Genomic DNA, 26,989 nt, shown 5'->3' on the forward strand with positions numbered 1-26,989 from the left:
CCCCCCGCCCCCCCCCCCGCCGCCCCGCCCCGGACCCTGCCGTGTCGGTGGCCCCACGTAGACTTCCGGGGTGCCCGAGGACCTCACCGCCACCCTGACCACGGGCTCTGCGACCCCTGACGTCGAGGAGCTGCTCGACCTCGCGGTCGGCGCCCTCGGTGGTGGCCGTCGCGCCGGGCAGCACCAGATGGCCGTGGACGTGGCCCGGACGATCGACGGCGCGGACGGGCCGGACCACCTGCTGGTCCAGGCCGGCACCGGCACCGGGAAGTCGCTCGGCTACCTCGTGCCGGCCGTACGGCACGCCGTCTGCGAGGACGAGCGCGTCATCGTCTCGACCGCGACCCTGGCCCTCCAGCGCCAGATCATCACGCGTGACCTCCCGCTCGTCGCCCAGGCCGTCGCCGACCGGCTGCCGCGCCCGCCCCGCATCGCGCTGCTCAAGGGCTGGCACAACTACCTGTGCCAGCACAAGATCGAGGGCGGCTACCCGGCCGACGAGCCCACGCTGTTCGACCTTCCCACGGGCGGGGAGCGCGCAGGCGTCGCCGAGCACCCGGCGCCCGGCGCGGCCTCGGGAGCGGCGGCGCTGGGGGAGCAGGTCGTGCGGCTGCGCGAGTGGGCGCAGGAGACCACGACCGGGGACCGGGACGACCTGGTGCCCGGCGTCTCGGACAAGGCCTGGCGGCAGGTCTCGGTCACGGCCCTCGAGTGCCTGGGCGCCAAGTGCCCCCTCATCGACGACTGCTTCCCCGACCAGGCCCGCACGTCCGCCCGCGAGGCCGACGTCGTCGTGACCAACCACGCCATGCTGGGCATCGCCGCGTCCGGTTCGCCCGGGGTCCTGCCCGAGCACGGCGTCGTGATCGTCGACGAGGCGCACGAGCTGAGCGACCGCGTCACCGCCGCCGCGACCGCAGACCTCTCGGTGCCCGTCATCGAGCACGCCGCGCGCCTCGCGCGCCGGCACGGGGGCGTCCAGACGACCGACCTGGACCTCGCCATCGGGGCGTTCGGCACCGTCGTCGCCGCGCTGCCGGCCGAGCGCTTCCCCGACGGCCTGCCCGACGACGCGCGCTCGGCGGTCGCCGCGGTCCGTGACGCGGCCCGTACCGTCCTGAGCGCCCTCAAGCCGGACACGTCCGGCGGGCAGGGCTCTCAACCCGACACCGGCATGAAGATGGCCCAGACGACCATGCTCCAGGTCTTCGAGATCGCCGAGCGCATGGCCCAGGACCCCGCGGGCCACGACGTCCTGTGGTGCTCGCGTGCGGGCGACGACGGCCGGTGGAGCGGGGACGGCGTGAGCAAGCTGCACGCGGCCCCCCTCGCGGTCGCGGGCCTCATCCGTACCCATCTCCTGACCGAGCGCACGGGTGTCTTCACGTCGGCGACGCTCGCGCTGGGCGGCACGTTCGACCCCGTCGCCCGGTCCCTGGGGCTCGACGACGACGGTGCGACCTGGACCGGCGTGGACGTCGGCAGCCCCTTCGACTACCCCCAGCAGGGCATCCTCTACATCGCCAAGCACCTGCCGCAGCCCGGCCGCGAGGCCGCCACGGACGGTCAGCTCGACGAGATCGCCGACCTCATCACCGCCGCCGGGGGGCGGACCCTCGGTCTCTTCTCGTCGCGGCGCGCGGCGCTCGCGGTCGCCGAGGCCATGCGCGAGCGCCTCGACGTCCCCGTCCTGTGCCAGGGCGACGACCAGCTCCCGACCCTCGTCAAGGAGTTCGCCGCGGACCCGCAGACGTGCCTGTTCGGCACGCTCTCGCTGTGGCAGGGCGTCGACGTGCCCGGCCCCAGCTGCCAGCTCGTCCTCATCGACCGGATCCCCTTCCCGCGACCCGACGACCCCGTGAAGTCGGCTCGCGCCCGAGCCGTCGAGGCCGCGGGCGGCAACGGCTTCATGCAGGTCTCGGCCAACCACGCCGCCCTGCTGCTCGCCCAGGGCGCCGGGCGCCTCATCCGGTCCACGTCGGACCGCGGCGTCGTCGCGGTCCTCGACCCGCGTCTCGCGACGGCCCGCTACGGTTCCTACCTCACGAGGTCCATGCCGGACTTCTGGACCACGACCGACCGTCGTGTCGTTCTCTCTGCGCTCGAGCGCCTGTCCGCCCTAGGCTGAGACCCGGCAGTCCACGCGGCGGACGTCGGACGCTCGTGCAGCGACCGGCGGCCGACGCACTACGTCCAGGAGGCACAGTGCCCGCCCGTACCACCAAGCTCGCGATCGTCGGCGCAGGTTCCGTCGGATCGACCCTCGCCTACGCGGCGCTCATGCGCGGAGCCGCTCACACCGTGAGCCTCCTCGACATCAACCGGACCAAGGTCGAGGCCGAGGTCCTCGACCTCCAGCACGGCATCCAGTTCATGCCGATGGCCAAGGTCGAGGGCTCCGACGACGTCGCGGTGTGCGCCGACGCCGACGTCGTCGTGTTCACCGCCGGCGCCAAGCAGAAGCCCGGTCAGACGCGCCTCGACCTCGCGGAGGCCACGATCTCGCTCGTCCGCAAGATCCTGCCCGGGCTCGTCGAGGTCGCGCCCAACGCGATCTACATCATGGTCACGAACCCCGTCGACGTGGTGACGTACGCCGCGCTCAAGTACTCGGGGCTCCCGCCCAACCAGCTGTTCGGGAGCGGCACCGTCCTGGACTCGTCCAGGCTGCGGTTCCTCGTGGCGCAGCACTGCGGCGTCGCGGTGCAGAACGTCCACGCCTACATCGCCGGCGAGCACGGCGACAGCGAGATCCCGCTGTGGAGCTCGGCGACGATCAGCGGCGTCCCGCTGCTCGACTGGAAGGGCCTGCAGGGCCGTGGGCCCCTCACGGCCGAGGTGCGCGAGGACATCGCGCACGAGGTCGTGCAGTCCGCCTACCGCATCATCGAGGGCAAGGGTGCGACCAACTACGCGGTCGCTCTGGCCGCGACCCGGATCATCGAGGCGATCCTCGACGACGAGCACCGGGTCCTGCCCGTGTCGTCGCTGCTCGAGGACTTCCACGGGATCAACGACGTCTGCCTGTCCGTCCCCTCGCTCCTCGAGCGACGCGGCTGCGGGGAGCGCATCGAGGTGCCGCTGTCCGACCACGAGCTCGCGGGCCTGCGGGCGTCCGCCGACTCGGTCCGTGCGGTGGCCAAGAGCTTCGGTCTGTAGCCACGACCGGTGCGCCGGCGGGCCCGGTGTCCGCTCGCCGGACGACGGCCCCGTGGCACGACGAAGGGGACGAGCCCTGAGGCTCGTCCCCTTCGTGGTGCCTGCTCAGAGGCTGCGCAGCACCGAGACCACGCGACCGAGGATCTGTGCGTCGTCCCCGGAGATGGGTCGGTAGGCCGCGTTGTGCGGCATGAGCCAGACGTGCTTGTCGATGCGCTTGAAGGTCTTGACGGTCGCCTCGCCGTCGATCATCGCGGCGACGATCTCCCCGTTCTCGGCCACGGGCTGACGGCGCACGACGACCCAGTCCCCGTCGCAGATCGCGGCGTCGATCATGGAGTCGCCGGCCACGCGGAGCAGGAAGAGCTCGCCGTCGCCCACGAGCTGTCGGGGCAGCGGGAACACGTCCTCGACGACCTGCTCGGCAAGGATGGGGCCACCGGCGGCGATACGGCCCACGACGGGCACGTAGGACGGCGTGGGCCGCTCGGGCGAGTCCTCGGAGGCGTCGACGCCCTCGACGCGCGGGAAGGCGCTGCCGGGGAGCGGTGCGATGCCCCTGCTGTCGTCGTTGTGGACGACCTCGATCGCACGGGGCCGGTTGGGGTCACGGCGCAGGTAGCCCTTGCGCTCGAGCGTCGTGAGCTGGTGCTTGACGCTCGACGGGCTCGTGAGGCCCACCGCCTCGCCGATCTCGCGCATGCTCGGCGGGTAGCCCCGCTGCTCGACCGATGCGCGGATCGTCTCGAGCACGAGGCGTTGGCGCGGCGTCAGGCCGTCCCCGCCGGTCGTGCCGTCGGGGAGCTCGTGCACCTTCGCGAGCCCGCCCGTGGTGTCGGCCACCCGTCCCGCCATCGTCGTCTCCGCCCTGCTCGGCCGTCTCGGTCCCTGTCCTGCGGAGAGGCACCGCGAGCGGCGCCGGCTCCTGCGCGCGGTCGACCGTGATCCCGTCCGCCCGCGGTGCGGGACGTCCCGCTCGGCGAGCGCCCGACATATCGGACGACCCGTACCCGACCAGAGTAGGTCACGCGGCGACACGAATCAAACACATGTTCGAGCATGTCTCGACATCTGCCGTCTTCGGTGATAGAAATCGTACAGATGTTCGACGAACAGGTGTTCGAACCGACCGGGGAAGGCGGTTCGGGCACCGCGGACCGAGGAGCGGCGATGAGTGTCAGTGCGATGGAGATGACCCAGGGCTGGGGAGTCGAGCGCAGGGCTGCGCGGCAGCAGGAAGCCCCGTTACGGCTGACCGCACGCGGGCGAGCGGTGCTCGTGCTCCTCGTGGCGGCCGTGCTGGCGCTCGGTGCCCTGTGGGGAGGCCGCGCCGTCGCCTCGGGTCCCGGTGAGCCGGTCGAGGTGCGGGTCCATGTCGTCGAGGCGGGCGAGACTCTGTGGCAGCATGCCTCCGCGCTGGCGGCGGGCGGTCGCGACGTGCGCGACGTCATGGTGGACCTCGCGGAGCTGAACAACCTCTCTTCGAACGGTCTGCAGGTCGGGCAGCGGTTGCTCCTGCCCGTGGATCCTGACTTCGGCCGCTGACGTCGCCCGGCGGGTCGTGCGGCGAGGGTGGGCCGTGCGCGGGTCGAGAGGGTTGCGCAATCGCATTAGGTTCGCCTAAGTTAGTACTGCCTCACCCGCCCGGCTGGGGGGTCGGTCGGTGAGGAGGAGGCGCGCCCAGCGTGCCTCCGCAGTTGCGTCGACGTCTGCGAGGCGAGTCGCGGACGTGAGATGGGGACGGGGGCGTCCCGACGGAGGTGGCCGTTCGACGGCCACCTCCGTTCTCATGTGAGCGGTCGGGCGCCCTGCGGTGAGCCGTCCTCCGGTGCGTAGCGGGGTCGCGGTCCCCGGGTGACGACGGTCGGACTGTGACCCGCTCGCCTGGCGGGGCGTCTTGCGCCTCGTCGAGGTCGGGACATAGGTTCGGGACGCACCTTCCGTGGCGACCGGCCCGGAGGGCCCGCGCAGCCCACAGGAGTATCGCCTCATGCACTGTCCGTTCTGCCGGCACGCGGACTCCCGGGTCGTCGACTCACGAACCTCCGACGACGGAGCGTCCATCCGTCGCCGTCGACAGTGCCCCGCGTGCAACCGGCGCTTCACCACGATCGAGACGGCCAGTCTCTCGGTCGTCAAGCGGTCCGGGGTGACCGAGCCCTTCAGCCGGGAGAAGATCGTCACGGGCGTGCGCAAGGCGTGCCAGGGGCGCCCGGTCAACGAGGACGACCTCGCGGTGCTGGCGCAGAAGGTCGAGGAGTCGCTCCGTGCGGGCGGCAGCGCCGAGCTCGACGCCTACGAGATCGGGCTCGCCATCCTCGGGCCGCTCCGCGAGCTCGACGAGGTCGCGTACCTGCGCTTCGCGAGCGTCTACCAGGCGTTCGACTCGCTCGAGGACTTCGAGTCCGCCATCAACTCGCTCCGTGCGGAGCGCGAGGAGCGTGCGGCTGCGTCCGGCGACGCGGCCGCGACGGACGACGAGCCGACCGCCGACGTGGTGCCCGACCGCGCCTAGCTGGACCCGGCCGGGTACACCTAACCCCGCGTTTCGGGGACGTCGCTCGGCGACGCCTGCGAGCCCGGCCAGAGGTCGCTCGACCGGGCTAGAGGTCGCTCGACCGGGCTAGAGGTCGCTCGACCGTGCGGCCCAGATGTTGACGCCGGTGTTCAGGGGCCTAGGTGCCCCGTCTGGCCCTGGCTCGGTGGTGACGGCGTCGATCGCCGCGAGCTCGTCCTGCGAGAACGGCGGCGAGTCCAGTGCTGCCAGGTTCTCGTCCACCTGCTCGACGGTCCGTGCACCCACGAGCACCGACGTCACGCGCGAGTCGCGCAGCGTCCAGGCGATGGCGGTCCGGGAGAGGGGCTCTCCCCGTCCGGTCGCCACCTCGCGCAGCGCCCGGACCCGGGCGAGGTTCTCGGGAGCGAGGTGCTCCTTGCGCAGCGACACGCCGCGCGCTGCACGTGAGTCGGCCGGGACGCCGTCGAGATAGCGGTCGGAGAGGACGCCCTGGGCCAGCGGCGAGAAGACGACGAGCCCGGTGCCTGCGTCGCCGACGACGTCGAGCAGGCTGCGCCCGTCAGGGCCCGGGGCCTCGATCCACCGGTTCAGCATCGAGTACGAGGGTTGGTGCAGGACCAGCGGCAGGCCCAGGTCGTCGGCGACCGCGAGGGCCTCTGCCGTGCGCTCGGCCGAGTAGGACGAGATGGCCGCGTACGTCGCCCGGCCCGAGGTGACCGCGGTCGCCAGGGCGCCGATCGTCTCGTGGAGGGGAGTCGTGGGATCGAAGCGGTGGGAGTAGAAGACGTCCACGTGGTCGGTCCCCAGCCGGCGCAGCGACGCGTCGAGCGACGACAGCAGGTACTTGCGGGACCCCCCTTCCCCGTACGGCCCGGGGCCCATCCGGTAGCCGGCCTTGGTGGAGATCAGGAGCTCGTCGCGGTGGCCGCGCAGGTCACCGGACAGGAGGCGACCGAACGAGGCCTCGGCCGAACCGGGCGGCGGACCGTAGTTGTTCGCGAGGTCGAAGTGCACGATCCCGCGCTCGAACGCGTGCAGGACGAGCTCGCGCTGGGCCGCGAACGGGGTCGAGTCCCCGAAGTTCTGCCAGAGGCCGAGCGAGAGGCGGGGCAGGACCAGGCCCGAGCGCCCGGCTCGGGAGAACGGTACGGCCGTGCCCGGCTCCGGTGCTTTGTGCGACATGTCTCGACCGTACCCGGTCGTATTCGCTGGCGTTCGGTGGCCGCGTGCGACAGGCTTGGCACGGGAGCGCCCGACGGCGCACCTGATCCACCGAGAGAAGGAGGCCCGCCGATGACGACGTCGAAGGACGAGACACCCGCGACCACGCCCAGCGAGGACGCCAAGGCGAAGTTCCGCGAGGCACTTGACCGCAAGAACGCCGCGAGCCACCGCACCGCGGACGGAGGCTCGAACACGGGCTCCGTCCATGGTTCGGAGACCGTCGGACCTGTGCAGCGGACGTTCCGCCGCAAGTCCGGCTGAGCACCGGCCGGGTCTCGAACCGGCCCCACGCACTCGGAGCACGACGAAGGGGACCAGCCCGACGGGCTGGTCCCCTTCATCGTGTCCGGGCGTGAGGCGTCAGGACAGCACGCGCAGCTTGACGGTCGCGTCCATCGCACGCAGCTCCTCGATCGCCGCGGGCAGGAGCTCCGCGCCGACGTCCGTCACCACGTAGCCGAGGTCGCCACGGGTCGCGAGCATCTGTCCCTCGATGTTCGTGCCGTGCTCGGCGAGGACCGCGTTGACGGCCGCGAGCACGCCCGGGGTGTTGCGGTGCAGGTGGGCGATCCGGCTCACGCCCGTGCTCTGCTCGAGCGCGAGGTTCGGCATGTTGACGCTCAGCGTCGTGGAGCCTGTCGCGAGGTAGTCCCGGAGCTTGCCGGAGACGAACTGGCCGATCGACTCCTGCGCCTCCTCGGTCGACCCGCCGATGTGCGGCGTGAGGATGACGTTCGGCAGGCCGCGCAGGTCCGACTCGAAGTGGTCGCCGCGCTTCTTGGGCTCCTCGGGGAACACGTCGATCGCGGCTCCCGACAGGTGCCCGGAGAGGATCGCCTCGCGCAGGGCGGCGGTGTCGACGACGAAGCCGCGCGACAGGTTGAGCAGGATCGAGCCGCGGCGCATGCGCGAGAGCTGCTTCTCGCCGAACAGGCCGGCGTTGCCACCCCGTCCGTCGACGTGGAGCGTCACGACGTCGGCGGTCTCGAGCAGCTCGTCGAGGCTGTCCATGCGGCGGGCGTTGCCCAGGGCGAGCTTCTCGGCCGTGTCGTAGAAGACCACCGACATGCCCAGCGCCTCGGCGACGACCGAGAGCTGGGTCCCGATGTTGCCGTAGCCGATGATGCCCAGCGTGCGCCCACGCACCTCGTGGGCTCCCTCGGCGGACTTGTCCCAGATGCCGTCGTGCAGCGCGCGGTCGCGCTCGGTGAGCCGGCGGGTCAGCGCGATGATCTCCGCGAGCGCGATCTCCACGACCGAGCGGGTGTTGGAGAACGGCGCGTTGAACGTCGCGACGCCGTGGGCGGCCGCGGCCTTGAGGTCGATCTGGTTGGTCCCGATGCAGAACGCGCCGATCGCGACGAGGTCGGGGGCGGACTCCAGCACGCGGGCCGTCACGTTGGTCTTGGACCGGATGCCGAGGATGTTCACACCCTCGAGCGCCTCGATCAGCTCGGACTCGTCCAGGGCCCCGGAGCGCACGGTCACGTCGATACCGGCGGACTCGAGGATCGAGGTGGCGAGGGGGTGCAGGTTTTCAAGGAGGAGGGCGCGTAGCACGTGTCTATGGTGCGCCGAGTTGCTGCGAGCACCAAACGAGTCTTGTCCCTCGGACGACGCGATCTCCCCGCGCGCGGGCGTGCCCGCGCCCGTCAGTCGGCGAACCCCCGCGGGAGCGGACGGGCGTGCACGACGACGAGCCGTTGCGTCGGACGGGTCATCGCCACGTACAGCTCGGACGCGCCCGAGGTCGCCTCGAGGACCTCGGCGGGCTCCAGGAGGACGACCGCGTCGAACTCGAGCCCCTTGGCCTGGGTCGGGCTGAGGACCGTGAGCGCGGCCCCCAGCGCCTCGATCTCGGCCGCGGGCCCGGTCAGCAGCGGGTCGCTCGCGTGGGTCCGGGTCAGGTGGTCGCGCACGTCCGCCACGCGGTGGGCGGGAGCGACGACCGCGACCCGGCCGGCGCCGTCGGGACCCACGAACTCCGCCAGGGAGGACCGGACCCGGCGGGCGACCTCGGCCAGGACGTTCTGATCCGGCCCGACGGGAGCCAGGACGAGCGCGCCCGGGACGTCGCGCGCCGAGGTGAGCGACGACGTCGGGAGGCGGTGGGCCGCGGCGAACCGCTGCGCCGTGTCCGCGATCTGCGTCGGCGTCCGGTAGTTGACCGTCAGGGTCGACAGGCGCCACGAGTCGCGCAGCAGCGGGTCGAGCATGCTCGCCCACGAGCGGGCTCCGGCGAGCGAGGACGTCTGGGCGACGTCGCCGACGATCGTCATCGAGCGCGTCGGGCAGCGGCGGACCAGGGCACGCCACGCCATCGCGGAGAGCTCCTGGGCCTCGTCGACCACGACGTGCGCGTACGTCCAGGTCCGGTCCTGCGCGGCCCGCTCCGCCGTGGTCAGGCGCGAGCCGCCGCCCGCGAACCGGTCGGCGAGGATCTCCGCACCGACGATCCCGCCGCCCGCACCCGAGGATTCCAGGACCTGGCGCGCGTACTCGAGGTTCGCCGCGCGGTCCGCGGCCTCGGCCTTGGCCTGGGCGCGCGCGGCCTGGTCGTCCTCGCCGAGGAGCTCGGCGGCCTCGTCGAGCAGCGGCACGTCGGCGGGCGTCCACGGCGAGCCCTTGGGGCGCGCGAGAGCCGCACGGTCTGCGCGTGACATGTCCGGAGCCGCCTCGGCGAGGCGGTGCGGCTTGACGAAGAGGTCCTCGACCAGGCGCTCGGGGGTCAGCGGCATCCACGCGAGGTTGAGCGCGATCCGGATCTCGCGCTGGCGTCGGAGGTCGTCGATCACCTCGGCCCGCTCCTCGGGCGCGACGGGCCCGCCGAGCTCGACCAGGTACTGGTCGGCGAGGCGCCCCAGCATCTCCCGAACGAACGGTACGCGGGCCAGGTTGTGCGGCTTGTGCGTGCGGTGCGCCTTGGCGATCGCCTCGCGCACGTCGGAGCGGCGGACCACCAGGTCGTGCCCGTCGATGCGCAGGTGCTGGTCGGCGGCAGGGACGCGCTGGCGTGCGCGGACCGCCCGCTGGATGATCCTGGCCCACGACGCGCGGCCCTTGATCCGGGCGACCTCGGGCGGCTCCTCCCCGTCGGCGACGAGGCCGGGAAGGAGCTCGGAGATGGTCGTGCTCACGACGCCCGTCTCTCCGAGGGAGGGCAGGACCTGGTCGATGTAGTGCAGGAACGACAGGCTCGGCCCGACCAGGAGGACGCCCGAGCGCTCGAGCAGCCGTCGGTGGGCGTACAGCAGGTAGGCCGCCCGGTGCAGGGCCACGGCGGTCTTGCCCGTGCCGGGTCCGCCCTGGACCACGAGGGCGCCCGCGAGCTGGGAGCGGATGATCGCGTCCTGCTCGGCCTGGATCGTGGCGACGATGTCACCCATGCGGCTCGTGCGTCCCGCGGCCATCGCCGCGAGCAGCGCGCCCTCGCCCGAGAGCGAGGAGTCGGTGGCGGCGTCCGAGGTGAGGTCGAGGACCTCGTCCTCGATGCCCGTCACGGTCCGTCCCCGGGTCACGAGGTGGCGACGTCGGCGGACCCCGTCGGGGTGTGCCGCGGTCGCTCGGTAGAAGGACTGGGCGGCGGGCGCTCGCCAGTCGGTGAGGATCGAGGTGTGCTCCTCGTCGGACAGCCCGATGCGTCCTACGTACCGGGTCGCGCCGTCCTCCAGGTCGAGGCGGCCGAACGCCAGCCGGTCCTCGACGGCCTCGAGCTGTGCCAGGCGGTCCTCGTAGAGGGTCGCGAACGCGTCGCGCTCGCTGCGATTCTGCGGCGACCCGGAGGGGCCCGTCCGACGGACGCCCGCGAGCCGCGAACGGGTCGTGGCGCGCAGCTCGTCGAGGCGCGTGTACAGCGTGTCGACGACGGCCTGCTCCTTGCCGATCTCGTTCTGACGGTCGGAGGCCGGGGCGTCCCGTTCCGGCCCGGCCTGCTCGTCGGCAGCAGGCGTCCCGCTCGTCCGGTCGCTCGTCTCGCGCACGCTGATCCGTCCTGTCGTCTGGTCCCTCGCGGTCCGCTCGCGCACCCCGCGACGCAGCCGTCCATTATTGCCGATCTGGGAGGCGTCGGGCGCCATCGACCGGCTGGGTGGACACGCTCCCTCCCGAACGTCCGGGCCGGGCTGCTCGGCCCTCGCCTCCCAGCACGAGGCTCCGGAGTCATCTACCATCGGGAACCATGGCGACTGACGGGAGCGAGGGCCGTGGTGACTGAGCCCTTGGCACCTCGCCCGGAGGGCACGGCCCCGGGAGTCCTGTCGCCGGAGGACCTCCTGCGCGTCCTGCTGGTCGAGGACGACGACGGGGACGCGCTCCTGGTCGAGGAGCTCCTCGACGACGCACGGGTCAAGGTCGAGCTGCACCGGGCGACGAGCCTCGACCTCGCGCTCGAGATGCTGCGCCTGCACGACGTCCACTGCATCCTGCTCGACCTCGGCCTCCCGGACGCCGTCGGGCTGTCCGCGGTCGAGCGGCTCCAGGCCCGCAACGACCCCCCGGCGCTGGTCGTCCTCACGGGGCACACCGGGATCGACCTCGGGGTCCAGGCGGTCGCGGCCGGCGCCGACGACTACCTGGTCAAGGGGGAGGTCGACGGCGACCTCCTCGGTCGGTCGGTCCGGTACGCCGTGCAGCGCCGCCGCTCCAAGGAGCAGCAGCGCGCCCTGTACCGCAGCGAGGTGCGGGCCGCGGAGACCGCGCGGCTCGAACGCGCCCTGCTGCCCACGCCGCTCGTGACGGACGAGACGATCGCCGTCATGGTCGGGTACATCCCGGGCGGCAACGGACTGCTCGGCGGTGACTTCTACGACGCGGTCGAGCGCCCCGACGGCAGCGTCCTGTGCCTGATCGGCGACGTCGCGGGCCACGGCCCCGACGAGGCGGCGCTCGGCGCGACCCTGCGCACCGCATGGCGCACGCTGGTCCTGTCGGACGTCGACCCCGCCCAGATCCTGCCCCTCGTCGAACGCGTCCTGGTCCCGGAGCGCGCCCGCCCGGAGGTGTTCGTGACCCTCTGCCAGGTCGTCATCGCGCCCGACCGCACGAGCGTCGACCTCTACCTCGCGGGCCACATGCCGCCGCTGCTCCTCCAGGGGTCCTGCAGCGAGCTCCCGACGACGTCGCGCGGCCGGGCGCTGGGCATCCCCGTCGACGGCGGCTGGCGGGTCGAGCGGGTGCCGCTCGAGGGGCCGTGGGCGCTCATGCTCTACACGGACGGGCTCATCGAGGCGACGCTCGCGGACGACCGCGAGACGGCTCTCCCCGCGAAGGCCGACGTGGCCCGCACGCAGGACGCGCTCCCGCGTCGGGAGCGCCTCGGTGTCCAGGGATTGATCAAGGCCGTCGACACGGAGCTCGCGAACGGCGACGAGGGGCTCGTCGAACGGGTCTTCCGACTGGTCCGCACCCTGCACGGCGGGCCGCTCGTCGACGACGCCGCGGTGCTCGTGGTCGGGTGGGGCGGCCCGGACCAGGACGCCCGCGGCGCGCGGACGGCCACCCTCGCAGACTCCGACGAGTGGTCGCAGTGACAGGGACGGCCGGGACGGGGCAGGAGCCCGCGCCCGACGACCTGCCCACGGGTGACCGCGCAGCGCCCACCGGGCCGGAGGCACCCGAGCCGATCGACGCGGGCCCCGGTTCGGCGACCGCGCACGAGGGAGCGCCCCCCACCGGCCCGTCGCTGCGGCGACGGCTCGGCGGCCTCCTGGTCGTCGCCGCGACGATCCTGCTCGCGGTCGTCGTGGTATCGGTCGTGGCGCTCGTCAACGTGGTGCGCTTCCAGGACGACGTCACGAACCCGTACTTCAACGCGATCACCCAGGCGGACAGCGCGTACGTGTCCCTGATCGACGCCGAGTCCTCGGTGCGGGCGTACCTGGCCTCCGGGACCGCTCTGAACCTCGAGGCCTTCGACCGCTCGTTCGTCACGGAGGGCGAGGTCGCGCTCCACGATCCCCGCACGGCGCAGATCGTCACCAAGTCCGCCCCCGTCGCGGACGGCCTCGACGCAGCGCACCAGGCCATCCACGAATGGGCCCTGACGTTCGCGCTGCCCGCGGTCGAGAAGGTGCGTGAGGGAGGGCCTGACGCCGTGTCCACGGACGAACGGCTCGAGGGGGCCAGGCTCTTCAACGAGGCCCGGGTCGCGACGAGCGACTACATCAAGGTGCTGCGCGACGTCCGCGAGGAGAAGGTCCAGTCCCTGGACTTCTGGACGCAGGTGCTGTTCGGCTCGGTCGTGGTCCTGGTCGTCGCGGCGATCCTCGTCGGGTCGTTCCTCTGGAGCCTGCTCAAGCGGTGGATCACGGAGCCTGTCACGACCCTCGCGCACCAGGTGAGGGTGGTCAGCGCAGGACAGCTCCGCCAGCCGGTCTCCGTCCAGGCGCCCGGCGAGATCGGGGCGCTCGCGGTCGACGTCGAGCACATGCGGCAGGAGCTCGTGAGCCAGGTCGCCGAGATCCGCGCCTCGCACGCGGAGGTCGAGCACTCGCACGAGCTCCTCGCGGCCCAGGCGCGGGAGCTGGCGCGGTCGAACCGCGACCTGGAGCAGTTCGCCTACGTGGCCTCCCACGACCTGCAGGAGCCGTTGCGCAAGGTCGCGTCCTTCACCCAGCTCCTGAAGAAGCGCTACGGGGGGCAGCTCGACGAACGCGCCGACCAGTACATCGACTTCGCGGTCGACGGCGCGAAGCGGATGCAGCGCCTCATCCAGGACCTGCTCGGCTTCTCCCGGGTCGGGCGGACCGGGAGCGAGCGGGTGCCCGTGGACCTGGAGAAGTCCTTCGCCGTGGTCCTGTCGGACCTCGACGAGAGGATCACCGAGACCGGCGCGACCGTCACGCACGACCCGCTGCCGACCGTGCGGGGCGAGAAGGCGCTGCTCGAGCAGCTCTTCGTCAACCTGCTGGGCAACGCGATCAAGTTCCGTGACCCGGAGCGTCCACCCGTCGTCCACGTCGGTGTCCGTGCGCTGGACAAGGCGTGGGAGTTCAGCGTCTCCGACAACGGGATCGGCATCGACGCGCAGTACGCCGAGAGGGTTTTCGTGATCTTCCAGCGGCTGCACCCCAAGGACGTCTACGAGGGGACCGGGATCGGGCTCGCCCTGTGCAAGCGGATCGTCGAGCACCACGGGGGCGAGATCTGGATCGAGCCGAACGAGGATGGCGGGACGACGGTCCGTTTCACGCTCGCGCACCTCTCGGTCGACGGTGGCGGTGCGCCCTCGCCGACATGAGGGCGGCGACGGGTACCCGGCGGACGGGCACCCTGCTCGACGCGGGCCGTGGCACCGCGGCCGTGCGGTGACGGCGTGCCCGGCGCGTCGGGCGCACGCGTCGACTAGGCTCGCGGGGTGGCTCGGGAGGACCGGGCCGGTACGACGACGAACGGTGCGGTGGACGACATGGGCAACGGGCACAAGGTGATCGACGTCCTGCTGGTCGAGGACGACCCCGGTGACGTGCTCATGACCCGCGAGGCGTTCGAGGACCACAAGGTGACGAACCGGCTCTCGGTGGTCAGCGACGGCGTCAGCGCGATGGCCTTCCTGCGCAAGGAGGGCGAGTACCCCGACGCCCCGACGCCCGACCTGATCCTGCTGGACCTGAACCTGCCCCGCATGGACGGGCGCGAGGTGCTGGGCGAGCTCAAGTCGGACCCCGTCCTGCGGCAGATCCCCGTGGTCGTCCTGACCACGTCGGAGGCCGAGGAGGACGTCGTGAGGTCGTACTCCCTGCACGCGAACGCCTACGTGACCAAGCCGGTCGACTTCGACCGCTTCATCGACGTCGTGCGCCAGATCGACGACTTCTTCGTCACCGTGGTCCGGCTGCCCGCACGCTGACCGCTCGGCGCGCGTCGGGCGGACCACCACCGGCCGGACCTGCGCGTGACCTGCGTCCGCATCGTGAGGCTCGGTCGTGACGGGGGACCCGGGAAGCATCGGGCACCCCGCGGTGTTGTCCTGATCGAACCGCCCGAGAACCGCGCCGGCACCGCCCGGCCGACGACCTGGGCGGGCGAGGACGACGACGGAGGAGCATCTGGTGCTGGACCCACGAGGGATCTACGAGGTGGACGAGGCCGCGGTGGCGCGCGTCCTGCCCGCGGCGACGGGGACGCAGGGGGAGGCGGCCGTCCGTGCGACGGGACCGGTCATGCTGCACTCGGTGCGCGGTTTCGTGGACGCGGGGACGACCGGCGAGCTCGCGGTCGACCACCTGCTCGAGGAGTTCGAGGTCACGCGGCTGGTCACGTTCGACGTGGACCAGCTGCTCGACTACCGCTCGAAGCGGGTGACCATGCTGTTCGACGCGGACCGGTGGGCGTCGTACGACGAGCCGTTCCTGGCGATCGACCACCTGCGCGACGCCGAGGGCACGGGCTTCCTGCTCCTGCACGGCATGGAGCCGGACCTGCAGTGGGAGCGCGTGGTCGCTGCGCTGCGCGAGCTCGTGAACCGGTTCGACGTGTCGCTCGTCGTGGGGTTCCACGGGATCCCCATGGGGATCCCGCACACGCGCCCGCTGTCGGTGACCGCGCACGCGACCCGGCGCGAGCTGATCGAGGACCACACGTCGTGGTTCGGCACGGTCAAGGTCCCGGGGTCGTTGGCCGCGCTGCTCGAGCTGCGTCTCGGGGAGTCGGGGCACGACGCGATGGGCTTCACGGTGCACGTGCCGCACTACCTGGCGCAGTCGCCGTTCCCGCCCGCGGCCGTGGTGGCGCTCGAGAACGTCCAGCGCTCGACCGGGCTGGACCTGCGGGTCGCCGCGCTGACGTCGGGGGCTCAGGAGGCCGTGGCCGAGGTCGAGCGGCAGATGGCCGAGTCCGAGGAGGTCACGGCGGTCGTGCGTGCGCTCGAGGAGCAGTACGACGCGTTCGCCCGTTCGGTGGGGCGCACGAGCCTGCTCGCGGAGTCGGCGCCCATACCGACCGCTGACGAGCTCGGGGCCGAGTTCGAACGCTTCCTTGCCCAGCAGACGGGGGAGTGACGGCCCCGCGCGGAGGTTGTGCGGAGGTTGTGCGGACGAATCACGGTATTTCCTCGGCGCCTGACGTGGCGAACTTCACCTTCACCGTGCAAAACTAAGTCTCGTTGCAGTGACGTGCTCGAGACATGCCTTCGCGTGAACCGGTGTCGACACAGCAGGATCCCGGTCCGCCGGGTCGTGCCAGTCAGCCGGCGGTCGCCACGACCGGACCTCGCGGAGCGCGTCGCGGGTCCGCGTGGCTGTGGCTCGATGAACGGGCGAAGGGTCCGTTCGCGGATGTCCCCGCATGGACAGAAGGTACGAGGAACAGCATGGCGCAGGGTTCTGTGAAGTGGTTCAACGCTGAGAAGGGCTACGGGTTCATCGCCCAGGACGGCGGCGGTGCCGACGTCTTCGTCCACTACTCCGCGATCGAGGCCCAGGGCTACCGGTCGCTCGAAGAGGCTCAGCGGGTCGAGTTCGAGATCACCCAGGGTCCCAAGGGCCCGCAGGCGGAGAACGTCCGCCCGCTCTGATCTCCCTGATCGTGCGCCGGCTCTCGCGGGTCGGCGACGGAGGCCGCACCCCCGTCCGGGGGTGCGGCCTCCGTGCTGCTGTCAGCCGTCCTCCCGCCCGACTGCGTGGCGACCGTCCGCCGCAGCACCTCGGGGCGCGGCGGCGTCGGGCAGGGACGACGAGGCGGGGTCCGCGGCCGCAGCGGGTGGCGGCGGGTCCTCGATCGGCGCCGCGGTCCCGGCGAACCGCCGGGCCTCCTGTCCCGTGAGCAGGGTGGCCGGGACCGGCAGGCTGCGCAGCGTGCGTGCGAGCGTCGCTCCGTCCAGGTCGAGCCCGGCCTCGGCGGGGTCGTCGCCCGCGCCGGGCGAGGCGGCGGACGGGCGACGGACCGCGACCAGCACCAGGTTCCCGTAGCGGCGCCCCTTGAGCTGCCCGGGCTCGGCGATCAGGCCGACGTCGCCCCAGGCGTCCCGGTCGCGGGGCCCGTCGTCGGTGAGCGCGGCGACCGCCGTCGCGAGCTCCGCGCGGACCAGGGCCAGCGGCGGTCGGTCGGCGCAGTTCGCGAGGTACACCCCACCGGGCCGCAGGACCCGCAGGACGTCGCCCACGAAGCCCGCCGTCGTGACGTGCCCGGGGGTCGTGTCGCCCGCGAAGACGTCACGGACGACGACGTCGACGCTCGCGTCCGGCAGCGTGGCGAGCTCTGCCCGGGCGTCTCCCGCACGGAGCCGCAGGCGGGGGGCGCGGGGGAGCGAGAACCACTCGCGCACCCGCGCGACGAGGTCGGCGTCCAGGTCCACCGCGAGCTGGCGGGAGTCCGGTCGTTCGTGCTCGACGTACCGGGCGAGGGTGCAGCCCGCGGCCCCCAGGTGCACGACCCGCAACGGTCCGGGGGGAAGCGCCGCGAGCACCGCTGCCATCTGCTGCATGTACTCGAACGTCAGCAGCCCCGGGTCCGCCAGGTCGAGGTGCGAGCTCGGCACCCCGTTGACGAGGAGGGTGACGCCTGTGCTGCCGTCCGGGTCGGGGACCAGGCGGGCGGTGCCGGTCGAGGTGCGGACCTCCTCGGTCGGCAGGTCCCGGGTGGTCCCGGCCCCCTGCTGCCGGGCCCCGGTGCGTCCCCGCCGAGCGGGCGGCGTCGGCTCTGTGGGTGGCGAGGAGGATGCTGAGGAACGACGCGGAGCGCGTCGGGTGGTCTTGCGGCCCATGGGTCAACCGTAGGGGCTCGAGCGACGGGACCCGTCCACCGGACCCGCCGGGCGATTGACAGGATCGAACAGGTGTTCGATCATGGATGACGGAGGTGTTCGTATGACCACGCAGCACAGAGCGCTCCCCGGTGCGGGGATCGTCGCCCCGGACGTCGCCCGCCTCCTGGCCCGCGCGGACGCCGAGCTCGTCGCGGCCGGTCTCACGGCTGATCCTGCGGAGCGCTTCGTGCACTCGCACCTCGGTGCGCTGCGTGCCGCGGCGGCCGTGGTGGCTCTCCGGGGCAGACCGCCGGCGCGCTCCCGGGCGCGCTCGGTCTGGGACATGCTCGCTCTCGTCGAGCCAGGCCTGGCCCCCTGGTCGCTGTACTTCGCGGGCGGGGCCCGGACCCGTGCGGCGGTCGACGCCGGGAGGTTCGACGCGGTCGAGGCGCGGCGGGCGGACGAGATCATGGCCTGCGCGGAGGACTTCCGCGACGAGGTCGCCATGCTCGTCGACCCCGACGTCGGGTTCGTCCGCCACCCGTCGCTGCAGGTCGTGGCCTCGTGACCCGTCTCGTGCCGGGTCTGCCGTGAGCCGGGGGCCCCGGGCCGTCCTGACCCGCCGGGACTGGGGGGACGACGAGACGGGCTGCTCGATCCTGCACGTCGACATGGACGCCTTCTTCGCCTCGGTCGAGCTCACCCGCCGACCGGAGCTCGTGGGGCGCCCCGTCATCGTCGGCGGTGCCGAGCGCAGCGTCGTCCTCGCGGCCACGTACGAGGCCCGCGCCTTCGGCGTCCACTCGGCCATGCCCATGGCGCTCGCCCGACGCCTGTGCCCCCAGGCCGTCGTCGTGCCCCCGGACCACGGGGCGTACCAGGACGCGTCGCGGGCGGTCATGGAGATCGTCCGCGAGATCACGGCCCTGGTCGAGCAGATCAGCATCGACGAGGCCTTCCTCGACGTGAGCGGCGCACGTCGCAGGCTCGGTGCGCCGACGCTCATCGCGCAGGCCCTGCGGGCGAGGGTCCGGGCGGAGGTCGGCATCACGTGCTCGGTGGGGATCGCCTCGACCAAGTTCGTCGCCAAGCTCGCGTCGACGCACGCCAAGCCGGACGGCATGCTGCTGATCCCCGCGGCGGCGACCGTCGACTTCCTGCGCACGCTGCCCGTGGGTGCGTTGTGGGGCGTCGGGGAACGGACGGAGAAGGTCCTCGCCGGCTGGGGCATCTCGACCGTCGCCGAGCTCGCCGACACCGACGTCGCGACGTTGCAGGCCGCGGTCGGGAAGGCTGCCGGCGCACACCTCCACGACCTCGCCTGGGGGAGGGACCCGCGTCCCGTCGACCCGGGACGGACCGAGCAGAGCATCGGTGCCGAGACGACGTTCGCGCAGGACCTCTACGACCCTGCCGTCATCGGGTCGGCGCTGCTGGGTCTCGCGGACCGCTGTGCGACGCGGCTGCGCAGCCAGTCGTTCGTCGCCCGCACCGTCTCGGTCAAGGTCCGGACCTCGGACTTCCGGACGCTCACCAGGTCGCGGACGCTCGCGTCGCCGACCGACGTCGCGCAGGAGATCCACGCCGTGGCTCTCGAGCTCGTCCGCGGGGTGGACCGGCGCGGTCTGCCGGTCCGGCTCGTCGGGGTGCGCGCGGAGGGCCTCGAGCGCCGGGAGGACGCGGTCGAGCAGCCGACCCTCGAGGAGTCGGTCCGGGAGGGCGCGGGTGCCCAGAGAGCCGCGGAGCGCACCCTGGACCAGATCCGGGGCCGTTTCGGGATGAATTCGATCGGACCCGCGTCCACCCGTCGACGCTCGACTACCACCGGGGCAGATGTAGAACTATCCTGAGGGGGACACATTCAACCGCTGAGAACCGGGGGTGCCCATGCCTCTGTCAGAGTACGAGCAGCGCGTACTGGAACAGATGGAAAGAGCGCTGACCTCGGATGATCCGCGGTTGGCGACGACGCTTCAGTCGAGCCCCCGCAAGTCCGGGTTGCGCTACGTCGCGGCAGGGATCGGAGTGGTCGGCGGCCTGCTGCTGCTGGTCCTCGGCGCCGCGACCGCCTCGCCCGTCCTGGGGGTCATCGGGTTCGTCGTGATGTTCGCCGGGGTCGCCTTCGCGTTCTCCGCGCCCCGCAAGTCCGCGACCGGACCGGTGGGTGTGGTGGACCAGGACGGCAAGGTGACTCCGCCCAGGGCTCCCGCCAAGCGCGGTGCGCCTCGTCAGGGCTTCATCAACCGACTGGAAGAGCGGTGGGACCGTCGGCGCGAGCAGGGCGGTCGCTGAGCTCGTCCCGCACGCCGCTGACCACCGCGTCGCGCCACGCGACGAGCTGCGTCGGTGAGGAAGCCGACCAGCTGCGCGCGTAGCGCTGGGCCTCGAGCTCGGAGGTCAGCGCGACCAGGGCGTCCGTCGTGGGGTCGGAGAGGCGGCGTCCGGTCCTCTCCTCGACCTGACGTGCCACGGCGGCAGGAACGTTGCGCAGGGTCACCGACCTCTGCCAGCGGACACCCAGTCGGTCGAGGTCCTGGACGAGGTCCGTCCAGGTGGACTCCACGTCGGGCTCCGGTGCCACGGACCTGCGGCGTCGGGCCAGGACCCATCCCAGCGCTGACAGGACGAGGACCACGACGAGCGCGAGCGCTCCCATCACCCAGCCGCGTCCTGCGGACGTCGGCTCGTCGGTGCCCCCGAGGCCCGCGCCGGCGGACGGCGCGGTCGTCTGGACGGTCCCGGGTGACGCCTCCGGCCGGCCGAGGTTCGTCGGCACGTCGCCCGGCGCGGGCGTGGTCCCGTTGCCCGGGGTGCCGATGAGCGGGTCGGCCCAGGAGGGCACCGGGCCGGCCTGGACCGCCGGGGTCGGCTCGAACCGGACCCAGCCGTGGCCCGGGAAGTAGAGCTCAGGCCAGGCGTGCGAGTCCTTCCCCGTCACCTGGTAGACCGAGCGGCTCGTCCGTTCGCCGGGGAGGAATCCGACCGCGAGGCGCGCCGGGATGCCCAGGGTGCGGGCCATCATGGTCATGGAGGTGGCGAACTGGACGCAGTAGCCCTCCCTGTCCTGGAGGAAGTTCCAGACCGTGTCGTCGGTCTCACCGTCCGGCACCGTCGTGGAGTACGTGAAGTTGCTGCCGTCGCGGAAGAACGACTGCAGGGCGACGCCCGCGTCGTAGCGGCTCGTCGTGCCTGCGGTGATCTCCTCGGCGAGAGCACGGATCCGGTCCCGGTAGGGCGTGTCGGGGACCTCGACGAGGTGGGGGTCGTCCAGGTCGTCACCCGTGCTGGACCTCAGCGCACCGGCGGTGAGGTCTCGGGCGAAGACCTCGAACGAGTAGGTCATCCCGGGCGCCGTCGCGGTGTTGCCGGTCACCTCGTCACGGGCCTCGTCGTAGAACCACTCGCCGTCCACGTCGACGGACCGAGGCTCGGTGGGCAGGACGAGCTTCTCGTCGCGCAGGGTCCTGAGCGTCACGTCGACCGTCCGGGGGGCGGTCGCCCCCGAGGTCGCGGGGGACTCGGGCCACAGGACCTGGTCGGGGTCGACCTGGGGGCCCTGCGCCGAGTCTCCGCGGCGCCAGCCGCGACCGTCGAAGCCGGTCAGCGTGAACATGCGCAGCGGACCGATGCTGGTGCTGCTGGTGCCCAGGGCCGTGTCCTGGGGGAACTCGTACGTCAGGGCGACCTCGTCCGACCGGGCGCCGAGGTTCTGCTCCATGTCGAGGTCGCTCGCGAGGCGCACGGTCGGGCCTGCGCTGGTGAAGAAGGACGACCACGGTGAGCGCAGGACCTGAGGGATCGCGCCGGCCGCCGTGCCCGCGACGAGGGCGAGCACGGCGATGGTCGCTGTCGACGCCAGGACCCCGGCGGCTCGCACCCCGTGCGTCGCAGGACGGACAGGGGTCGTCTGCGAGCCCTGCCGGCGGGGTGTGCGGTGCGGGTTGTCGACCGCGACGAGCAGGAGCAGGGCGGTGACCGTGACGACGAAGACCACCGGGGGGACCGAGCCCTCGATGACGAGCGGCGGGAGCCACAGGGCCAGGAGCGGGAGCGCCGCGGCGGCGGGGAGGCGCAGCCCGCCCACGACGAGGTCCGTGACGAGGAAGACGAGCACCGTCCCGGCCACCGCGATGAGGGCGAGGGGGAACGAGGCGTCGATCGGGGCGACCTCCTCGACGATCAGGCGCTGACCGGCCGTGAAGCGCGCGAGCAGCCGGTCCACGCTCGCGCTGCTGATCGCCAGGTCGACGCCGCGGGACGTCGGCCCCCCGAACGCGGCGAGGAGCGCCCAGCAGCCCACGAGCAGGCCTACGAGGGTCGGCACGAGTCCTCGGAACCCGACGTCGTGACGTCGGCGTCGTCCGTCCTGTCCGCGGCCCAGCAGCAGGCGTGTCCCGCAGGTCACGACGGCGAGGCCCAGGACGAACCAGGTGCCCGTCCCGGTCCAGTCGCCCGGGCCGATGAGCAACGAGAGCGCGCGGAAGGACGCGAGCGTCGCGACGGTCACGAGGACCGTGGTCGCGACGACGCGTCGGACGGTGGCTCGCTGGACCTCGTGGTCCGTCCGCGGGGACGTGGCGGTCACCGGCGCTCCTCCATGAGTCGGTTCCAGGCGGCGGAGATGGTGCTCGTCCGCGGGTCGACGGCCACGGCGTGCCAGCCGACCGCACGCAGAGTGGTCAACGAGTCCTCGAGCGCGGCGTCCGGGAGCGGGCCCGGGGCGACGACGAGCGCCCAGTGGTCACCGGTGCCGGCCATGGGGGCGACGGCGGACGTGGAGAGCGGGCCCAGGGGGGCGAGCACGGCGACCGTGAGCTCACCGGGGCGCCGCGATGCTCGCAGCGCGTCCGCGGTCGTCGCGAGCGCGCGCTCGGCGTCCCGCGGGCTCGTGTGCCCCTCGAGGTCGATCGTGTCGTCGAGGAGCTGGGCCGCGCGTTCGCTGCGGCGTCCCGTCGACTGCGGGAAGGTGCCGACCGCGGGAGCCGCAGAGGACGTGACGAGCCGGACCGGGTGGCCCGCCGCGAGCAGCATGACGGCGACGGACGCCGCGGCCTCGATCGCCCACTCGCCGTCCTGGGCCGTGCTCGAGGCACGGTCCGTGCCCGGAGGAGGCAACGTGCCCCGGTCGAGGAGGACGGTCACGGGAGGCATGCCGGCGTTCTCGTCGGTCCGCACCATGAGCTGGCCCCGTCGGGCGGCGGTGGCCCAGTGCACCCGCCGTGGGTCGTCTCCCGCGACGTAGTCACGCAGGACGCTGTCGTCGCTCGACGAGGCGCGGGCTCCGCTCGCGGACCGGGCGAGGTCCCCGAAGGCACGCGACCCGCGCACCTCCAGGCCCGTCGTCCGGGGCCTCACCGAGACCGTGCTGGCCTCGCCGAGGGGTTGGACGGCCCGGACGAGGCCGAACAGGTCCACCCGGCTCGTCAGGACGGGGCCGAGCGCCCACCGGCCTCGGTGCTCCGGGCGCAGCCGGTAGCGCACGGCGATCCGGTCGGGGTGGGACACGACCTGTGCGCGGAGCGCGTCGTGCTCGCAGAGCTCGCCCGCTGCCTGCTCGCTGATCTGGAGCCGCGAGAGCCGACCGAGCGCGGTGGCCGTCGGTGAGACGGGGGAGACGAGGAGCCGGGTCGTGACCTGGCTCCCGCGGACCGCGGGGTCCGGCTCCACCCGGCGGGAGACCCGCAGGGCCCCCGGGCCGCGGTCGATGCGACGGGCCAGCATCCAGGTCCAGGCGGCGGCCACGACGAGGAGGCCCGCGGCCCCGAGTCCCACGACGTCCGTCAGGCCGAGCACCGTGCCGGCGACGACGAGCACGAGGCCCGCTGCGAGGACGGCGGTGCCCCGGACGGTGGGGCGGACCTGCGAGAGCCTGCCGGGGATCCGGGGTCCGGTACGGAGCCCAGGCACGTCAGTGGCGTTCTGTCGCGGGACGGGCCGGGATCGGGGTCCGCTCGACGATCGAGCGGACCACGTGCTCGGTCGTGTGGCCCGCGAGGCGGGACTCGTTGGACAGGATCAGCCGGTGCGCGAGGACCGGGATCGCGAGGAGCTGGACGTCGTCGGGCAGGACGTGGTCGCGGCCGGCCATCGCGGCGACCGACTTGGCCGCGCGGAGCAGCTGGAGCGAGGTGCGGGGGGAGGCGCCGAGCTTGAGGCCGGGGTGCTCACGGGTCTCGGTCACGAGCGCGAGCACGTAGCGCTTGACGGCCGGAGAGGCGTAGACCGAGCGGACGAGCTGCGCGAAACGCAGGATCGTCTCCCCGTCCACGACGGGGGTGATGTGCTCGAGAGGGTTGTCCGACTCCTGCCGGTCGAGCATCTCGAGCTCGGCGTCGAGGCCGGGGTACCCGACCGTGAGGCGGGCCATGAACCGGTCGCGCTGCGCCTCGGGCAGGGGGTAGGTGCCCTCCATCTCGACCGGGTTCTGGGTCGCGACGACGAGGAAGGGGCGGGGGAGCCGGTGCGTCGTGCCGTCGACCGTCGTCTGACCCTCCTCCATGCACTCGAGGAGGGCGGACTGCGTCTTGGGCGAGGCGCGGTTGATCTCGTCGCCGATGACGATGTTGGCGAACACGGGTCCCGGGCGGAACTCGAAGTCGTGGGTCTCCGTGCGGAAGATGTTGACGCCCGTGAGGTCGCTGGGCAGCAGGTCCGGGGTGAACTGGATGCGCCCGACCTGGCAGTCGATCGTCCGGGCCAGGGCCTTGGCGAGCGTCGTCTTGCCGACTCCCGGGACGTCCTCGAGGAGGAGGTGCCCCTCCGCCAGCAGGACGGCCACCGTCAGGTGCACGAGCTCCGGTCGTCCGGAGATCACCGACTCGATCCTCGTCCGGATCCGCGCGGTCGCCTCGACGAGTTCGCCGAGGGGATCGATCCCGTCGCGCCGTGGCGCGGTCGAGTAGTCGGTGAGCACGAGAACCTCCGTCGGGTCACGCCTGGCGTCTGGAATGTCGAGCCTAGTTGACCATTCTCCCCACGACCCTCCACGTCCGGATCCCGAAACGGCTCGAGGGGTCGTACCGCGCCGGGACGAGCCGGGCGTACGGGGCGAAGTCGTCGTCGAGGAGGGCGAGGGCTCGCCGGACGCCCCACTTCGCTCCATGCCCTCTGACCTGCGGAGATTTCGCGAAGAGGGGTGAAATGGACGCGATATCCCAGGCCGGGTGGAGGCTTGTGGAGTACTGTGGAGGGCGAGGGATCAGGCGGGGAGGTGAAGTCGGATGAACGAGTCGTTCAGCGGTTCTCCGAGCCTGCTCCTCGGGACGTTCACCCCTCGGCTCGACGACAAGGGACGACTCATCCTGCCTGCGAAGTTCCGTGGACAGCTCGCCTCGGGGCTGGTCATGACCCGGGGGCAGGAGCGTTGCCTCTTCCTGCTGCCGATGGACGAGTTCCGCCGGATGTACGACCAGATCCGGCAGGCACCCGTCACGAGCAAGCAGGCGCGGGACTACCTCCGCGTCTTCCTGTCGGGGGCCAGCGACGAGATCCCGGACAAGCAGGGCAGGGTCTCGATCCCGGCCCCGCTGCGGGCCTACGCGGGGCTCGACCGGGACGTCGCGGTGATCGGCGCCGGCACGCGCGTCGAGATCTGGGACGCCACCGCGTGGGAGACCTACCTCGCCGAGCAGGAGGCCGAGTACGCCTCCACGGCCGAGGAGGTGCTGCCCGCACTGCGTTTCTGACCCTGGACCTCGTACGACCACTGCACAGCACGCAGCAACGAGCAGCACGACCGGCCGAGGTGACGAGGCTCCGCACGATGAGGCCTCCTCCCGCCCGCTCTGGCGCACTTCCCCGGTGCCAGAACGGTCGCGGAGGGAGACCTGGTCGGGCGGGGCCGTCCCCCGCAGGACGCACGGCCCGCAGCAACCGAACCACCGGATCGACCCCGCAGCACCACAGGACCGAACAGGAAGGAGGCGTCATGACCACACCTCGCAGCACGTCAGGATCGGGAGCGGAGGACCGCCACGTCCCGGTCCTCCTCCAGCGGTGCGTGGACCTCCTCGCCCCGGCTCTCGCCGAGCCCGGCTCGGTGCTCGTCGACTGCACGCTCGGGATGGGCGGCCACACCGAGGCCGTGCTGGAGCAGGTCCCCACCGCGCGGGTCGTCGGCATCGACCGCGACCCCCAGGCCATCGCGCTCGCGTCGCAGCGCCTCGCTCGCTTCGGCGACCGCTTCCAGGCGGTGCACGCCGTGTACGACGAGATCGGCGACGTGATCGCGGGTCTCGGGCTGCCGTCCGTCCAGGGCGTCCTGATGGACCTCGGCGTCTCCTCGCTGCAGATCGACGAGTCGGAGCGTGGCTTCTCCTACGCCCAGGACGCCCCGCTCGACATGCGCATGGACACGACGACGGGCCTGACCGCCGCCGACGTCCTGAACACCTATGACGAGCGCGAGCTGACCCGGATCCTGCGGGAGTACGGCGAGGAGCGCTTCGCCCAGCGCATCGCACGGGCCGTCGTCCGACGGCGCGAGGTCGAGCCCTGGACACGGAGCGCGCCCCTCGTGGACCTCGTGCGGGCCAACATCCCTGCGGCTACCCGCAAGACCGGGGGGAACCCCGCCAAGCGCACGTTCCAGGCGCTGCGGATCGAGGTCAACGGTGAGCTCGAGGTCCTCGAGCGCGCTGTCCCGGCAGCGGTCGAGGCCCTCGCCGTCGGGGGGCGGATCGTCGTCGAGTCCTACCAGTCCCTCGAGGACCGGATCGTCAAGCGGGAGCTCGCGCGCGGGGCGACCTCGAGCGCGCCTCCCGGGCTGCCGGTCGAGCCGGAGACCCACAAGCCCTACCTCCGGCTGCTCGTCCGTGGCGCCGAGGAGGCGCCTGCGGAGGAGCTCGAGCGCAATCCGCGGTCGGCCTCCGTGCGGCTGCGGGCCGCCGAGAGACTTCGACCGACACCCGACCACCTACGCCACCGCCCGCGAGGGGAGAACAAGCCATGAGCTCACGACAGGCCGCTGCCCGGCCTCTGACGTCGACCGCTTCGGCACCTGTCCGCAGGCCGTCGCTCACCGCGCTGCCCGGGGGTGCCGGTGAGCGCTCCGGGCGGCCGCGCCTCGAGGCGGTCCGCGCGCCGCTCCAGGTGCAGTCGCGGGTGCCGTTCCTGGTCCTGTGCATGTCGATCCTCGGCGCCGCACTCCTGGGAGCGCTCCTGCTGAACACGACCATGGCCAAGGGCTCGTACGAGCTGTCGGACCTGCGGACGACCGCGGGGGTGCTCGAGCAGGACACGCAGGCACTGACGTCGCAGATCCAGGCGGCCACGACGTCCCTGCCCGAGCGCGCCCGTGCACTGGGCATGGTCGAGTCCGAGGCGCCGACCATGCTGCGGCTGTCGGACGGCGCCGTCGTCGGGGCGTCGGAGGCGGGGAGCACCCCGTGACGCCGGGGACGGGTCGG

General features: G+C 72.6%; 24 protein-coding genes. 16 read left to right on the forward strand and 8 right to left on the reverse strand.

Annotation, left to right across the window (positions count from 1 at the left end; translation table 11 throughout):
- The first annotated feature begins 70 nt into the window (after positions 1 to 70).
- Positions 71 to 2,128, forward strand: coding sequence for an ATP-dependent DNA helicase (locus H9623_RS01165; RefSeq protein WP_321575191.1), 2,058 nt, complete (start codon positions 71 to 73; stop codon positions 2,126 to 2,128).
- 77 nt (positions 2,129 to 2,205) lie between these two features.
- Positions 2,206 to 3,159, forward strand: a complete 954-nt coding sequence (locus H9623_RS01170; protein ID WP_321575192.1) for an L-lactate dehydrogenase — start codon at positions 2,206 to 2,208, stop codon at positions 3,157 to 3,159.
- 105 nt (positions 3,160 to 3,264) lie between these two features.
- Here the strand turns inward: H9623_RS01170 and lexA are convergent, their stop codons facing one another.
- Positions 3,265 to 4,014 carry a transcriptional repressor LexA gene (gene lexA, locus H9623_RS01175; RefSeq protein ID WP_193718249.1) on the reverse strand — a complete coding sequence of 250 codons (750 nt, stop codon included), beginning with the start codon at positions 4,012 to 4,014 and terminating at the stop codon, positions 3,265 to 3,267.
- Positions 4,015 to 4,260: 246 nt separating this feature from the next.
- On the opposite strand from lexA, the gene H9623_RS01180 reads away from it, so the two are divergent.
- Complete coding sequence (locus H9623_RS01180; protein WP_193718250.1) at positions 4,261 to 4,704, forward strand: LysM peptidoglycan-binding domain-containing protein; 444 nt, start codon at positions 4,261 to 4,263, stop codon at positions 4,702 to 4,704.
- Positions 4,705 to 5,149: 445 nt separating this feature from the next.
- Positions 5,150 to 5,674, forward strand: a complete 525-nt coding sequence (nrdR, locus tag H9623_RS01185; RefSeq protein ID WP_193718251.1) for a transcriptional regulator NrdR — start codon at positions 5,150 to 5,152, stop codon at positions 5,672 to 5,674.
- A 108-nt stretch (positions 5,675 to 5,782) separates the two neighbouring features.
- On the opposite strand, the gene H9623_RS01190 is transcribed toward nrdR, so the two are convergent.
- Positions 5,783 to 6,859, reverse strand: coding sequence for an aldo/keto reductase (locus H9623_RS01190; RefSeq protein WP_193718252.1), 1,077 nt, complete (start codon positions 6,857 to 6,859; stop codon positions 5,783 to 5,785).
- Between the two features lie 111 nt (positions 6,860 to 6,970).
- On the opposite strand from H9623_RS01190, the gene H9623_RS01195 reads away from it, so the two are divergent.
- Positions 6,971 to 7,162, forward strand: a complete 192-nt coding sequence (locus tag H9623_RS01195) for a DUF5302 domain-containing protein (RefSeq protein ID WP_191790651.1) — start codon at positions 6,971 to 6,973, stop codon at positions 7,160 to 7,162.
- Between the two features lie 99 nt (positions 7,163 to 7,261).
- Here the strand turns inward: H9623_RS01195 and serA are convergent, their stop codons facing one another.
- Both serA and H9623_RS01205 read right to left on the reverse strand, forming a co-directional pair.
- Complete coding sequence (serA, locus tag H9623_RS01200) at positions 7,262 to 8,461, reverse strand: phosphoglycerate dehydrogenase (RefSeq protein ID WP_193718253.1); 1,200 nt, start codon at positions 8,459 to 8,461, stop codon at positions 7,262 to 7,264.
- 92 nt (positions 8,462 to 8,553) lie between these two features.
- Entirely contained in the window at positions 8,554 to 10,977 is a 2,424-nt protein-coding gene (locus H9623_RS01205; RefSeq protein WP_227747950.1) for a HelD family protein, read from the reverse strand.
- Between the two features lie 141 nt (positions 10,978 to 11,118).
- Here H9623_RS01205 and H9623_RS01210 point away from each other — a divergent pair, with 141 nt between their 5' ends.
- The 5 genes from H9623_RS01210 (at position 11,119) to H9623_RS01230 (ending at position 16,412) form a co-directional block, all read left to right on the forward strand.
- Complete coding sequence (locus H9623_RS01210; protein ID WP_193718343.1) at positions 11,119 to 12,429, forward strand: PP2C family protein-serine/threonine phosphatase; 1,311 nt, start codon at positions 11,119 to 11,121, stop codon at positions 12,427 to 12,429.
- The gene (locus tag H9623_RS01215) at positions 12,417 to 14,138 is read left to right on the forward strand and encodes a sensor histidine kinase (protein WP_321575193.1); all 1,722 of its coding nucleotides are present in this window, start codon (positions 12,417 to 12,419) and stop codon (positions 14,136 to 14,138) included. The genes H9623_RS01210 and H9623_RS01215 overlap by 13 nt, the downstream gene beginning before the upstream one ends.
- A gap of 168 nt (positions 14,139 to 14,306) precedes the next feature.
- On the forward strand, positions 14,307 to 14,747 hold the full coding sequence (locus tag H9623_RS01220; RefSeq protein WP_193718345.1) for a response regulator: 441 nt from the start codon (positions 14,307 to 14,309) through the stop codon (positions 14,745 to 14,747).
- 202 nt (positions 14,748 to 14,949) lie between these two features.
- A complete protein-coding gene (locus tag H9623_RS01225) occupies positions 14,950 to 15,897 on the forward strand; it encodes a proteasome assembly chaperone family protein (protein WP_193718254.1) in 948 nt (315 codons plus the stop codon).
- Between the two features lie 311 nt (positions 15,898 to 16,208).
- Positions 16,209 to 16,412, forward strand: a complete 204-nt coding sequence (locus H9623_RS01230) for a cold-shock protein (protein WP_030150522.1) — start codon at positions 16,209 to 16,211, stop codon at positions 16,410 to 16,412.
- Between the two features lie 81 nt (positions 16,413 to 16,493).
- Here H9623_RS01230 and H9623_RS01235 read toward each other — a convergent pair whose 3' ends face one another.
- Positions 16,494 to 17,600: a spermidine synthase gene (locus tag H9623_RS01235; RefSeq protein ID WP_193718255.1), complete on the reverse strand. Its 1,107-nt coding sequence runs from the start codon at positions 17,598 to 17,600 to the stop codon at positions 16,494 to 16,496.
- A 103-nt stretch (positions 17,601 to 17,703) separates the two neighbouring features.
- Here H9623_RS01235 and H9623_RS01240 point away from each other — a divergent pair, with 103 nt between their 5' ends.
- From H9623_RS01240 to H9623_RS01250, 3 genes are read left to right on the forward strand one after another with little or no spacing between them, the layout of a single operon-like run.
- On the forward strand, positions 17,704 to 18,150 hold the full coding sequence (locus H9623_RS01240) for an SAV_6107 family HEPN domain-containing protein (protein WP_193718256.1): 447 nt from the start codon (positions 17,704 to 17,706) through the stop codon (positions 18,148 to 18,150).
- Positions 18,151 to 18,172: 22 nt separating this feature from the next.
- Positions 18,173 to 19,432, forward strand: coding sequence for a DNA polymerase IV (gene dinB / locus H9623_RS01245; RefSeq protein WP_193718257.1), 1,260 nt, complete (start codon positions 18,173 to 18,175; stop codon positions 19,430 to 19,432).
- 37 nt (positions 19,433 to 19,469) lie between these two features.
- Positions 19,470 to 19,874, forward strand: coding sequence for a DUF3040 domain-containing protein (locus tag H9623_RS01250; RefSeq protein ID WP_193718258.1), 405 nt, complete (start codon positions 19,470 to 19,472; stop codon positions 19,872 to 19,874).
- Here the strand turns inward: H9623_RS01250 and H9623_RS01255 are convergent.
- From H9623_RS01255 to H9623_RS01265, 3 genes are read right to left on the reverse strand one after another with little or no spacing between them, the layout of a single operon-like run.
- Entirely contained in the window at positions 19,822 to 22,167 is a 2,346-nt protein-coding gene (locus H9623_RS01255) for a transglutaminaseTgpA domain-containing protein (RefSeq protein ID WP_193718259.1), read from the reverse strand. The two genes, H9623_RS01250 and H9623_RS01255, sit on opposite strands and share 53 nt — an antisense overlap.
- Positions 22,164 to 23,489 carry a DUF58 domain-containing protein gene (locus H9623_RS01260; RefSeq protein WP_193718260.1) on the reverse strand — a complete coding sequence of 442 codons (1,326 nt, stop codon included), beginning with the start codon at positions 23,487 to 23,489 and terminating at the stop codon, positions 22,164 to 22,166. Before H9623_RS01260 ends, H9623_RS01255 begins: the two co-directional genes overlap by 4 nt.
- Before the next feature lies 1 nt (position 23,490).
- Positions 23,491 to 24,495, reverse strand: coding sequence for an AAA family ATPase (locus H9623_RS01265; protein ID WP_321575194.1), 1,005 nt, complete (start codon positions 24,493 to 24,495; stop codon positions 23,491 to 23,493).
- A 337-nt stretch (positions 24,496 to 24,832) separates the two neighbouring features.
- Here H9623_RS01265 and mraZ point away from each other — a divergent pair, with 337 nt between their 5' ends.
- The 3 genes from mraZ to H9623_RS01280 all read left to right on the forward strand — a co-directional run bounded on the left by mraZ (position 24,833) and on the right by H9623_RS01280 (position 26,972).
- The gene (gene mraZ, locus H9623_RS01270; protein WP_193718347.1) at positions 24,833 to 25,267 is read left to right on the forward strand and encodes a division/cell wall cluster transcriptional repressor MraZ; all 435 of its coding nucleotides are present in this window, start codon (positions 24,833 to 24,835) and stop codon (positions 25,265 to 25,267) included.
- 242 nt (positions 25,268 to 25,509) lie between these two features.
- On the forward strand, positions 25,510 to 26,532 hold the full coding sequence (gene rsmH, locus H9623_RS01275) for a 16S rRNA (cytosine(1402)-N(4))-methyltransferase RsmH (protein WP_193718261.1): 1,023 nt from the start codon (positions 25,510 to 25,512) through the stop codon (positions 26,530 to 26,532).
- Positions 26,529 to 26,972, forward strand: a complete 444-nt coding sequence (locus tag H9623_RS01280; protein ID WP_193718262.1) for a hypothetical protein — start codon at positions 26,529 to 26,531, stop codon at positions 26,970 to 26,972. The genes rsmH and H9623_RS01280 overlap by 4 nt, the downstream gene beginning before the upstream one ends.
- Positions 26,973 to 26,989 lie beyond the last annotated feature (17 nt).

Source organism: Oerskovia douganii (assembly GCF_015142735.1).
GTDB classification, from domain to species: Bacteria; Actinomycetota; Actinomycetes; order Actinomycetales; family Cellulomonadaceae; genus Oerskovia; species Oerskovia douganii.

What these genes read in the sequence shown, in the direction of transcription:
- H9623_RS01250 (WP_193718258.1), top strand. Translation starts at nt 19,470, where the DNA reads ATGCCTCTGTCAGAGTACGAGCAGCGCGTACTGGAACAGATGGAAAGA.
- nrdR (WP_193718251.1), top strand. Translation starts at nt 5,150, where the DNA reads ATGCACTGTCCGTTCTGCCGGCACGCGGACTCCCGGGTCGTCGACTCA.
- H9623_RS01230 (WP_030150522.1), top strand. Translation starts at nt 16,209, where the DNA reads ATGGCGCAGGGTTCTGTGAAGTGGTTCAACGCTGAGAAGGGCTACGGG.
- H9623_RS01205 (WP_227747950.1), bottom strand. Translation starts at nt 10,977, where the DNA reads ATGGCGCCCGACGCCTCCCAGATCGGCAATAATGGACGGCTGCGTCGC.
- H9623_RS01190 (WP_193718252.1), bottom strand. Translation starts at nt 6,859, where the DNA reads ATGTCGCACAAAGCACCGGAGCCGGGCACGGCCGTACCGTTCTCCCGA.
- H9623_RS01195 (WP_191790651.1), top strand. Translation starts at nt 6,971, where the DNA reads ATGACGACGTCGAAGGACGAGACACCCGCGACCACGCCCAGCGAGGAC.
- lexA (WP_193718249.1), bottom strand. Translation starts at nt 4,014, where the DNA reads ATGGCGGGACGGGTGGCCGACACCACGGGCGGGCTCGCGAAGGTGCAC.
- H9623_RS01220 (WP_193718345.1), top strand. Translation starts at nt 14,307, where the DNA reads ATGGGCAACGGGCACAAGGTGATCGACGTCCTGCTGGTCGAGGACGAC.
- H9623_RS01180 (WP_193718250.1), top strand. Translation starts at nt 4,261, where the DNA reads ATGTTCGACGAACAGGTGTTCGAACCGACCGGGGAAGGCGGTTCGGGC.
- H9623_RS01240 (WP_193718256.1), top strand. Translation starts at nt 17,704, where the DNA reads ATGACCACGCAGCACAGAGCGCTCCCCGGTGCGGGGATCGTCGCCCCG.
- H9623_RS01280 (WP_193718262.1), top strand. Translation starts at nt 26,529, where the DNA reads ATGAGCTCACGACAGGCCGCTGCCCGGCCTCTGACGTCGACCGCTTCG.
- rsmH (WP_193718261.1), top strand. Translation starts at nt 25,510, where the DNA reads ATGACCACACCTCGCAGCACGTCAGGATCGGGAGCGGAGGACCGCCAC.
- H9623_RS01235 (WP_193718255.1), bottom strand. Translation starts at nt 17,600, where the DNA reads ATGGGCCGCAAGACCACCCGACGCGCTCCGCGTCGTTCCTCAGCATCC.